Origin of the sequence: Mycobacterium sp. (assembly GCF_019243155.1) — a bacterium.
Taxonomy (GTDB): Bacteria; Actinomycetota; Actinomycetes; order Mycobacteriales; family Mycobacteriaceae; genus Mycobacterium.
Genome location: NZ_JAFAUS010000376.1, coordinates 1 through 9,551 on the forward strand (window position 1 = coordinate 1; position 9,551 = coordinate 9,551).

A 9,551-nucleotide genomic window follows, 5' to 3' on the forward strand; every position below is an offset into this window, starting at 1 on the left:
ACGACTGGATCGTCAACGGCGCCAAGACCTGGAGCACCAGCGCGTTCGCCGCCGACTACGGCCTGCTGCTGGCCCGCACCGACCCCACCGTGCCCAAACACGATGGCCTGACCATGTTTTTGGTGCCGATCCATGCCGAGGGCGTGACACTGCGCCGCATCAAGCAGGTCGATGGCTGCGACGAGTTCTGCGAAGAGTTCTTCGACGGACTCCGGCTCGCCGCAGACACGGTGGTGGGCGAGGTCAACAAGGGCTGGGAGGTCGCGTCTCGCCTGCTCTTCCACGAACGCCGCGCCGTCGGACAGGGCTCGGAGTTCGCCAGCGGCCGGGGTCGGGAACGCGCCCAGGACTCCATCGGCGACCTCTACAAGCTCGCGTCCGCGACCGCCAGCACCGATGACCCACTGGTACAGGAGAAGATCGGCCGCGTTCTGGCGCGCCGCATGGTCCGTGACCGTCTCGCCGAGCACGTCGCGGCAGCCATGCGCACCGGCGACCTGCCGCCGGCGGCGGGGTCGGTCATCCGGCTGTTTCACTCCGATGTCACCTTCCTCGAAGTCGACACCGCCGCCGACATCGCGGCCACGCGCGGCGTGGTCGACGATGACGATGACGGCACCCTGATTCCCGTCGGCGAGCGCTATCTGTCGCGCCAGACGGTCGCCTTGGGTGGTGGCAGTGACGAGATGGCCCGCAACGTCATCAGTGAGCGGGTCCTGGGCTTCCCCCGCGAGCACGCCCCCGACCGTGGGGTGCCGTTCAACCAGGTCAAGCACAACCGGCTGGCCGGGCCGCGGTCACCAGGAGATTCGTAGCCACACCAGACACTCCTTATCGTTACCTTAAAAACCTCTTACTTTTCTTATTTTCGGTGTAGCGTGCTGTGTCATGGGATCTGGGACTTCCGTCAGCAGGGTCGGTGGGCACGCGGTTGTCCTGGGTGCGGGGATAGCGGGTTTGTTTGCCGCCAGAGTGCTTTCGGAGTTCTACGACTCGGTCAGCGTGGTGGAGCGCGATAGGTTGGCCGACTATCCGACCGACCGAAAGGGCGTTCCCCAGGGCCGCCACGTGCACATGTTCATGGGTCGCGGCACGCAGATCCTGGCCGAATTGTTTCCCGGACTGCTCGAGGAGCTGGCAGCCGCGGGCGCGGTCGTCATCAACGACGGGGACTTGTCCCGGTTCTATGCACGAACCGGCCGCTTCGAGCTGAAACGGTCGGGCAGGTTGAGAGACCCGGCGGCGTTCACGCTGTGTCTGGCGAGCCGGCCGTTCATGGAATTTCATGTGCGGCGTCGCGTGGCAGCCCTCCCCAACGTGACGTTCATGGACAGTCATGACGTGGTCGAACCGCTCGCGGCAGCGGGTGCTGTCACCGGGGTGCGGATCGCGCACCGCGGCAACGGGGCCGTCACCATCCTTGATTCGGATCTGGTGGTCGACGCCATGGGCCGGGCGGCGCGCACCCCGGCATTCCTGGAGTCTCTGGGTTATGGCCGGCCACGTGAGAACCGGTCCCCGATCACGCTGGCCTATTCGAGTCAAAGCCTGTCCATCCCCAAAGGGCGTCTCAACAAGCAACTGGTGGCTTTCAATCAAGGGTCGGGCAGGAAGGGTGGTCTGCTGTTGGCCTGCGAGCACGACACGTGGATGATGGCGGTTGGTCGATCCGCCGAGGGTGCAGCGGCGCCAACCGATTTCGCCGAGATGCTCGCGCTGTCTCAGGATGCGCTGCCGGCCGAAGTGATGGACGGGTTGCGCGGGGCGGACGCCATCGGGGAGATCGCCATGTTTCGCAGCCCGGCGGCGGTATGGCGGCGTTACGAACAGCTGCCCAGGTTTCCGCGCGGCCTGCTCGTCATGGGCGACGCGCTGTGTAGTCCCAATCCCCTTTACGGGCAGGGCATGACGATGGCCGCGCAGCAGGCGGTGACGCTGCGCGATTGTCTTCGAGACGGCGATACCGATCTCGCCCCCCGCTTCTTTCGCGCCGCCGCGCGCGATATCGGCCCGACCTGGGCCCGAAACCAGGCCGGCGACCGCGGCCCTGCGCCTCATCGTAAGTGGTCGATACGACACGGGATGCAGAGCCAAATGATCAGGGCCACAATGCATGCCGCCAGCTACGACACCGTCGTAGCCGAACGCCTGCTGCGGGTCACCCACCTCATCGACCCGCCCACGCGGCTAAAAGACCCCGCCTTGTTGCCCCGCATCCTGATGGCCAGCCTGCTGCATTGGCTTGGGCAGATCTACCGGCCGGCGGTGGACGCGCTTCGGCGGCTAGGCCAGAACTCGGGCGAGGCAACCCAATTCGACCGGATACCACTTGACCGGCTCACGCCGCCGCGCGGGGCGCTGCAATGAGCGGCGACCGGCGAGGCGACGTCGACGCCGTCCGTTCGCTGGTCGACCAGCAGATCAAGGGTTGGGATGCGGGTGATGCCGAGGCGTACGCGAGTGTGTTCACCGCCGACGCGGACTACGTCACCTTTCTGGGCAGCCGCCACAAGGGCCGCGAGGCGATCGCCGCGTCGTATGCTCCGCTGTTCAAGCGGCTCCTGCAGGGATCGCGCCTGGACATCGAAATCATGCAGTTGCGGTTCGTGACGCCAGATGTGGCACTGATCCAGGCAACGGCCGCGGTGCGCAAGAGAGCGCGGCGGCGCAACACGCGGATCAACACCAGCGTCGCCGTACGGACCGACGGCCGGTGGCTGTTCGCCGCTTCGCAGAACACGACGCACCGCCGGCTCACCGAAAGGCTTATGGCAAAGTTGTTTTCATGAGCGTGCGCGTCCGGATGGCTTCGCCGGACGATGCGGGCGGCATTGCCGGCGTTTATCTGCCCTACGTGCGCGACACGGCGATCTCCTTCGAAACCGTGGCGCCAACCGCCGAGGAGATGCGGTCGCGGGTGACCGCCACGCTGCCGCGTCTGCCCTGGCTGGTTGCCACTGACGAAGAAAGCATCAAGGGGTTCGCCTATGCGAGCCCACACCGGGCCCGCGACGCCTACCGCTGGTCGGCCGACGTTTCGCTGTACCTGCACGCATCCATTCACCGCCGCGGGCATGGACGACACCTCTACACGGCGCTGCTCAATCTGCTTGGCGGACAAGGCTATATCAATGCATTCGCCGCTATCGCGTTGCCGAATCCCGCGAGCGTCGGGCTGCACGAAGCCCTGGGGTTCAACCGCGTCGGCGTATTTCCCGGCGTGGGGTACAAACACGGAACCTGGTGGGACGTCGGCTGGTGGCACCGCAAGCTGGTCGAGCCGCCCGCGCAACCACAGCAGCCGCGGCCGTGGTGCGAATTACCGCTCGACGTGATCAACAGCGCGCTGGAATCAAATACTGGATAGCGGCACCAGGCGGCCACTAAAATATCCGCCGAGGCGTCACCGGCGGAAGGCACGCTACATGCTCAGTAAGATTCGGCAAGTATTGAACTTTGAGCTGACCATCGCCGAACTTCTCGCCTTCGCCGTGTTGTTGGGCACGCCATATCTGATCGTCGGGCTGATCTGGTCGTGCACTCATACGGGGCATCTGCACGACATGCACGGGGCAGACCTGGTGGTGTCGTTTCTCGGCTCGATCGTGTCCTGGCCCGTGCTGCTTTTCGCCAACGTGTGCATGACTTAGCAGGGCCTAGCGAGTGCTTTCATCGGGCAGGTCGTGCCGGGACTGATGCAAACCCGGGGCGTCGGGGTCTTCGTCCTGATGCTCGAGCTGTTCTTGCAATTTGCGCTGGTCTTCGGTCGCTTTCCGGGCGTCTTCGGGCACCGCGGGCGGGTCGATGTTCACTTGCTGATCCACCGGGATCTCCTTAAAGAACGTCTGCATTGTTGAAAGAGGGTCGCCCGATTCCCGTGCATCGAAACCCCGACCGCTGAGGTCGTGGAATGGATCTGTCGAGACCAAGCGTTAAATGTGGCTATGGCTGACCACATCGAACTGAGCCCCCGAGACTGGGTACGCGACCAGACCGAACAGATCCTGAATAAGGGCACGACCGATGGGGTCGAGGTTCTCGACCGGCCCATCGTCCTGCTCACCGTGACCGGCGCAAAGACCGGAAAACAGCGGTACGTGCCCCTGATGCGCGTGGAGCATGAGGGCCGCTACCTCGTCGTCGCGTCGCACGGCGGTGCCCCCGAACACCCGTCCTGGTTTTTCAACCTGAAGGCCAACCCGGCGGTGACGCTGCAGGATGGCGACAAGGTTCTGAAACTGACGGCACGCGAGCTCGATGGGTCCGAGCGGGAGCAGTGGTGGCGGCGGGCCGTTCAGGCCTTCCCCCCGTACGCCGATTACAAGGAGAAGGCGGGACGAAATATCCCGATCTTCGTCCTGGAATAGCCGCATCGGCGGACGCCTAGGCACACCCGCAAAACATTTGCATTCGATATGCGCCCGGCTGGTCCGGTTGCCCGTGGTTGGCCCCCAACCTACCTTCGAATGCATAGAGCAGGCCTGCCCGCTGTGAACAACGATGTTCGCCGGCAATTGTGATCGCCTGTGCCGCCGGGGTTTACGTTCCGCTGATTCGCGCCGTACGAGCCGATACCTTCAACGTTGCCCGCTAGTGCATGCCTAGGGAGGGTCGATGCAACACGTCGAGCAACGCGTTGATGACGACGCGCCGTCGCGAATTGGCCGGTTGCGCGAGTCAATGCGCCACGATTTACCCGCGTCGTTGGTGGTTTTCCTGGTGGCGCTTCCGTTATCGCTGGGTATCGCGATCGCGTCGGATGCTCCGGTGCTCTCCGGGTTGATTGCGGCGATCGTCGGGGGAATCGTCGCGGGCTGCATCGGCGGCTCACCGTTACAAGTGAGCGGGCCGGCGGCTGGCCTCACCGTCATCGTCGCCGAGCTGGTAGAGCAGTTCGGCTGGGCGATAACATGTTTCATCACGGTCATCGCAGGAATACTGCAGGTGCTCTTGGGGCTGAGCCGCATTGCGCGAGCCGCCCTGGCGATCTCGCCGGTGGTGGTGCACGCCATGCTCGCGGGCATCGGGATCACCATCGCTTTGCAGCAGGTGCACGTGCTGCTCGGCGGCGAGTCCGAAAGCTCGGCGTGGACGAACGTCACCGGCCTGCCCGCACAGATCGCCGACGCGCACCGCCCGGGCCTCGTCCTGGGCTTGCTGGTGATCGCCATTCTGGTTGTCTGGCGCTGGGTTCCGGCCCGCGTGGCGCGCATCCCGGGTCCGCTGGTCGCCATCGTTGTGGTGACGGCGATCTCGGTGGTGTTCCCGTTCCAGGTGTCCCGCATCAGGCTTGACGGCTCGGTGCTCGAGGCGTTGCAGTTGCCCGAGCTACCAGACGGAAATTGGGAAGCGGTCGCATTGGCGGTCATCACCGTCACCCTGATCACCAGCGTCCAAAGCCTGTTGACCGCGGTCTCCATCGATCGAATGCACAGCGGCGCGCGCACCGACTTCAACCGCGAGCTGATCGGCCAGGGTGCCGCGAACGTGGTATCGGGGGCAATCGGCGGGCTTCCCATCGCCGGAGTGATCGTGCGCAGCGCGGCAAATGTCAACGCAGGAGCGAAAACTCGCGCCTCGACGATCATGCACGGGTTCTGGATTCTATTGTTTGCCGTGCCTTTCGCCGGCTTGGTCGAGCAGATCCCCACCGCGGCCCTGGCCGGGTTGCTCATCGTCATCGGGATCGAGCTGTTGAAGCCCGCGCACATCGAGAACGCCTTGCGCAACGGCGATCTCGCGATCTACCTGGTCACCGTGATCAGTGTCGTCTTCCTGAACCTGCTGCACGGCGTCCTGATCGGACTGGCACTGGCCGTCGCCGTGACCGGATGGCGGGTGGTGCGTGCCCGGGTCGAGGCCAAACCGGTTGGTGACGAATGGCATGTGTTCGTCGAAGGGGCGTGCACATTTCTGGCCCTGCCGCGGCTGACCGGCGTGCTCGCGACGCTCCCAGAACGCACGACCGTGACCGTGCACCTGCTGGCCAACTACTTAGATCACGCGGCGCAGCAGGCGATCAGCGACTGGCAGCGACGACACTGCGCCACCGGCGGACGAGTCAGGATCCATAACAAGTTGCTGGGACCTCAAGGGCCCGAGAGCACGGCCGATCGCCGGGCTGCGCACCTGCGCCTGGTCGAGGCGTGCTCCGGGGCAACGTGATTCGCGTGGATATCAAGAGCGTCCCGCATGTATCAGCCGACCGTGCGCGATCAAGGACGCTGTCTGCTTGAGTCGCCTGGTGCGGATGCTGACGTCGTAGGCCTGGATGTGGTCGATGGCGGCCAGTCGCTCGGCCAGGTAACCGTAGAGCTGCTCGACATCGCGGCAGATGACCACGGCCACCAGATTGTGGCGTCCGCTGATGGCGACGACGGACGCGACCTCGTCGTGTTCGGCGATCTGTTCGGCGATACGCGCCAAATGCCTTGCGGGCGTGGTGATCCACACCATCGCGTGGACGGGGAAGCCGAGGCGCTCGGGCAGCAACTCAAGGTCATAGGTCAGCGTCGCCGACGACTCGAGTGCCGCGAGGCGTCGCTTTACCCGAGCGGCCGACCAGCCGGTGAGTTCGGCAAGCCGCGCGTGGGGGACCCGACCGTCCTCGGCGAGGGCACTGACGAGCGGTTGGTCGTCTTCGGTGGGGGTGACGGGGTGTCCCACCGATTCGCCGTCGTCCGAACACTTTTGCAGCGCGGCCACCTGATCCGCGCGAAGAGTGTGCCCGTAGCCGGTCCATACGGAGCCGGCCGGGCCACCGAACTCGTGCAGGATCAGGTCGACGTCCATGCCCAGCACCGCGGAGGTGCGCGGCAGCCGTTGCAGGAGTCCGTCGTTGCTTTCGGCCAGCGGGGCGCGCACTACGCAGACGAGTTCGGTCCAGCCCGACAGCACATTCGCGTGGGTGACCTCCGGCCGCCGGACCAAGGCCTCGGCCAGGCGGGGTAGGTCATCGGGTTTCGCGTGCACCCGGACTATCCACTGACACTCGCCGTACAACTGCGGGTTGACCAGGGCGACCACCCGCATGATCCCGTCCCGCCGCATCTTGCGATACCGCCGCGCAACCGTCTGTTCGGGGATGTCGACGACCTCGCCGATCCGCCGAAAGGAGCCCCGCGGCGAAATCTGCAACGCATGCAGAATTCGGGCGTCGAGCGGCTCAATCATGGGGAAAACAGTACGCAAGCCAGCCGTCTCTGTCTTTTTATGACGATTTGTGGTGCACCGGTAGACCAAAAGGCGTGTCGAGGCCGAGTCTGGAGTCCATCGTGCAGCACCGGATCGAGGGGAGGCGCCATGCGGTTGACGGGCAACACCATTCTGATAACCGGCGGGGCCAGCGGGATCGGCCGCGGTCTAGCGGTCGCGATGCACCGTGCCGGCAATCGCGTCATCATCGCCGGGCGGCGCGCTGACGCATTGCGCGCCGTCGCCGACGCGCATCCGGGTGTGGAGTTCCTGCGGTTGGACGTATCGGACACCGCCGGCATCCATCGGTTCGTCGAAGGTGTTCAGCGCGACTTGCCGGACCTCAACGTCCTGGTCAACAACGCGGGCATCATGGCGGTGGAAGACTTCGCGGAGCCCGACCCGTCGGCCACCTCGGCGGTAGTGAACACCAATCTGCTCGGCCCCATGGTGTTGACATCGCTGCTGCTGCCGACGCTTCGGACGCACGCGCACGGCGCGATCATCAATGTCACCTCGGCGCTGGCCTTCCTTCCACTGGCCATGGCGCCGACGTACAGCGCCACCAAGGCCGGACTGCATTCCTACACAGAGGCACTACGGTTTCAATTGCGTGACAACGGAATTCAGGTAATCGAGATCGCACCGCCGCGAGTGGAGACCGAGATGGACGGGCCCGGCGACGACGGCTACACCGTCACGGTGGACGACTTCGTCGCCCAGGTCATGGCGCAGCTGACCGCTGAACCGGAAGCCATAGAAATCGTTGTCGAGGCCGCCCGCGCGCTGCGCTACGCCGAGCGCAACGGCGTCTACGACCAACTGTTCGCTGCCGTCAACAACTCGGCCAACCCCTTGGAGGAAATCGCATGAAGATCGGAATCGGCCTGCCGAATCATGTCGCAGGCGTGCCAGGGCCCGTCATCGCGGACTGGACGCGCCGCGCCGAACAACGGGGATTCGAGTCGATCACCACCATCGACCGCCTGATCTACCCGAGCCTGGACACCATCGTCGCCCTGGCGTTGGCCGCCGCAGCCAGCACCGAGCTGGCGCTCGTCACCAACGTCTTGCTGGCGCCGCTCTATCAACCGGTCGTGCTGGCCAAGCAGCTGGCCAGCGTGGCCGACGCGGCGGGCGACCGGCTGGTCGTAGGCATCGGAGTGGGTTCGCGTGAGGACGACTACACCGCCGCAGGTGTCGAGTACGGCGAGCGTGGCCACATCCTCGACGAACAGGTCTCGGTCCTACGCCGCGCCTGGGCCGGCAAGCCGATCGTCGGCGACACCCGGCTGTGCCCGGCGCCGGTGCGCATCCCGCTGCTATTCGGTGGCAGGTCGCAGGCCACAGTGCGGCGCGCCACCACGATCGGCGATGGCTGGGTCGCGGGTGCCTTGCGCGACTACCCGGGACAAGAGGAGTTCGCGGACCGGGTTCGGGCGGGCTGGCGAAAGGCCGGGCGGTCGGGGAGCCCGCAGATTCATGCGTCGGTCAATTTTGCGCTGGGTTCGGATGACACCGTGCAGTCCGGACGTGATCACTTAGCCCGCTACTACGGGTTCAAACCGGACTACGCCGAACTCAACGTGGCCGACCTGCTCACCTGCGCAGGGGATGCCCGCGACACCGTGCGCGCCTACCGGGATCTGGGCTTCGACCGGCTGCTGTTCCACCCGACGGTCGCATCCATCGACCAGGTCGACCGCTTGGCCGACGCGATCCTGTAGTCGCGGCCGGCTAGGTCAGGTCGGCGGCCACCCGCTCCAACGCGGCGAGGTGGTCGTCGACACCGGCCAGGCCGGCGTTCATGGTGTTCACGGAGAGATGCGTGGCGCCGGCGGCTTTCCACGCGGCGATCTCGGCGGCGACCTTGTCGAGGTCGCCGGTCCAATTGACCCGGCCCTCCATGCCGAGGGCCTTGGCATCGCGGCCCGCGGCGGCCGCCGCACGCTCGACCTGTTCGCGCGCATAGTCGAGGCCGGGCCCGGGATCCATCATCGGGAACCACCCGTCGCCGAGCCGTCCGGCGCGCTCGTAGGCGCGGTCGGAGGCCGCACCGAACCACACCGGGATGGGCCGCTGGGTGGGCAACGGGGCCAGCCCGGCCCCGGTGACCGTGTGGTACTTCCCGTCGAAGGTGACCGATTTCTCGGTCCACAACCTGCGCATCAGCTCCACCTGCTCCTCGGAACGCTTACCGCGGTTGGTGAACCGCTCACGGAGCGCCTCGTATTCGACGGCGTTCCAGCCCAGCCCGACGCCGAGCCGGAATCGCCCGCCGGTGAGCAGATCGACCTCGGCGGCCTGCTTGGCCACCAACACCGACTGTCGCTGCGGCAGGATGATGACGCCGGTGA

General features: G+C 65.7%; 12 protein-coding genes. 9 read left to right on the forward strand and 3 right to left on the reverse strand.

Annotation, left to right across the window (positions count from 1 at the left end; translation table 11 throughout):
- From JOZ00_RS19575 to JOZ00_RS19595, 5 genes are all read left to right on the forward strand, one after another.
- Positions 1–815 (forward strand): acyl-CoA dehydrogenase family protein (locus JOZ00_RS19575; RefSeq protein ID WP_293346631.1); only part of this gene is annotated, 815 nt, incomplete at its 5' end.
- A 73-nt stretch (positions 816–888) separates the two neighbouring features.
- Positions 889–2,367 carry an FAD-dependent oxidoreductase gene (locus tag JOZ00_RS19580; protein WP_293346634.1) on the forward strand — a complete coding sequence of 493 codons (1,479 nt, stop codon included), beginning with the start codon at positions 889–891 and terminating at the stop codon, positions 2,365–2,367.
- On the forward strand, positions 2,364–2,789 hold the full coding sequence (locus tag JOZ00_RS19585; RefSeq protein ID WP_293346637.1) for an SgcJ/EcaC family oxidoreductase: 426 nt from the start codon (positions 2,364–2,366) through the stop codon (positions 2,787–2,789). The genes JOZ00_RS19580 and JOZ00_RS19585 overlap by 4 nt, the downstream gene beginning before the upstream one ends.
- Positions 2,790–2,803: 14 nt before the next feature.
- Positions 2,804–3,367, forward strand: coding sequence for an arsinothricin resistance N-acetyltransferase ArsN1 family B (locus tag JOZ00_RS19590; protein ID WP_293346665.1), 564 nt, complete (start codon positions 2,804–2,806; stop codon positions 3,365–3,367).
- A gap of 58 nt (positions 3,368–3,425) precedes the next feature.
- On the forward strand, positions 3,426–3,650 hold the full coding sequence (locus JOZ00_RS19595; RefSeq protein ID WP_293346640.1) for a hypothetical protein: 225 nt from the start codon (positions 3,426–3,428) through the stop codon (positions 3,648–3,650).
- 6 nt (positions 3,651–3,656) lie between these two features.
- Here the strand turns inward: JOZ00_RS19595 and JOZ00_RS19600 are convergent, their stop codons facing one another.
- Entirely contained in the window at positions 3,657–3,824 is a 168-nt protein-coding gene (locus JOZ00_RS19600) for a hypothetical protein (protein ID WP_293346643.1), read from the reverse strand.
- A 120-nt stretch (positions 3,825–3,944) separates the two neighbouring features.
- Between JOZ00_RS19600 and JOZ00_RS19605 the strand changes: the two genes are divergently transcribed.
- Together JOZ00_RS19605 and JOZ00_RS19610 are read left to right on the forward strand one after the other, a co-directional pair.
- On the forward strand, positions 3,945–4,367 hold the full coding sequence (locus tag JOZ00_RS19605) for a nitroreductase family deazaflavin-dependent oxidoreductase (protein ID WP_293346647.1): 423 nt from the start codon (positions 3,945–3,947) through the stop codon (positions 4,365–4,367).
- A gap of 247 nt (positions 4,368–4,614) precedes the next feature.
- Positions 4,615–6,165: a SulP family inorganic anion transporter gene (locus JOZ00_RS19610; protein ID WP_293346650.1), complete on the forward strand. Its 1,551-nt coding sequence runs from the start codon at positions 4,615–4,617 to the stop codon at positions 6,163–6,165.
- A gap of 12 nt (positions 6,166–6,177) precedes the next feature.
- Here JOZ00_RS19610 and JOZ00_RS19615 read toward each other — a convergent pair whose 3' ends face one another.
- Complete coding sequence (locus JOZ00_RS19615) at positions 6,178–7,173, reverse strand: Lrp/AsnC family transcriptional regulator (RefSeq protein ID WP_293346653.1); 996 nt, start codon at positions 7,171–7,173, stop codon at positions 6,178–6,180.
- 129 nt (positions 7,174–7,302) lie between these two features.
- Here JOZ00_RS19615 and JOZ00_RS19620 point away from each other — a divergent pair, with 129 nt between their 5' ends.
- Together JOZ00_RS19620 and JOZ00_RS19625 are read left to right on the forward strand one after the other, a co-directional pair.
- Positions 7,303–8,067, forward strand: a complete 765-nt coding sequence (locus JOZ00_RS19620; RefSeq protein WP_293346656.1) for an SDR family NAD(P)-dependent oxidoreductase — start codon at positions 7,303–7,305, stop codon at positions 8,065–8,067.
- A complete protein-coding gene (locus JOZ00_RS19625; protein WP_293346659.1) occupies positions 8,064–8,921 on the forward strand; it encodes an LLM class flavin-dependent oxidoreductase in 858 nt (285 codons plus the stop codon). The genes JOZ00_RS19620 and JOZ00_RS19625 overlap by 4 nt, the downstream gene beginning before the upstream one ends.
- 10 nt (positions 8,922–8,931) lie before the next feature.
- On the opposite strand, the gene JOZ00_RS19630 is transcribed toward JOZ00_RS19625, so the two are convergent.
- Positions 8,932–9,551: TIGR03619 family F420-dependent LLM class oxidoreductase (locus JOZ00_RS19630; RefSeq protein ID WP_293346662.1), on the reverse strand; the 620-nt coding region annotated here is incomplete at its 5' end.

What these genes read in the sequence shown, in the direction of transcription:
- JOZ00_RS19620 (WP_293346656.1), top strand. Translation starts at nt 7,303, where the DNA reads ATGCGGTTGACGGGCAACACCATTCTGATAACCGGCGGGGCCAGCGGG.
- JOZ00_RS19585 (WP_293346637.1), top strand. Translation starts at nt 2,364, where the DNA reads ATGAGCGGCGACCGGCGAGGCGACGTCGACGCCGTCCGTTCGCTGGTC.
- JOZ00_RS19590 (WP_293346665.1), top strand. Translation starts at nt 2,804, where the DNA reads ATGGCTTCGCCGGACGATGCGGGCGGCATTGCCGGCGTTTATCTGCCC.
- JOZ00_RS19605 (WP_293346647.1), top strand. Translation starts at nt 3,945, where the DNA reads ATGGCTGACCACATCGAACTGAGCCCCCGAGACTGGGTACGCGACCAG.
- JOZ00_RS19595 (WP_293346640.1), top strand. Translation starts at nt 3,426, where the DNA reads ATGCTCAGTAAGATTCGGCAAGTATTGAACTTTGAGCTGACCATCGCC.
- JOZ00_RS19625 (WP_293346659.1), top strand. Translation starts at nt 8,064, where the DNA reads ATGAAGATCGGAATCGGCCTGCCGAATCATGTCGCAGGCGTGCCAGGG.
- JOZ00_RS19580 (WP_293346634.1), top strand. Translation starts at nt 889, where the DNA reads ATGGGATCTGGGACTTCCGTCAGCAGGGTCGGTGGGCACGCGGTTGTC.
- JOZ00_RS19610 (WP_293346650.1), top strand. Translation starts at nt 4,615, where the DNA reads ATGCAACACGTCGAGCAACGCGTTGATGACGACGCGCCGTCGCGAATT.
- JOZ00_RS19615 (WP_293346653.1), bottom strand. Translation starts at nt 7,173, where the DNA reads ATGATTGAGCCGCTCGACGCCCGAATTCTGCATGCGTTGCAGATTTCG.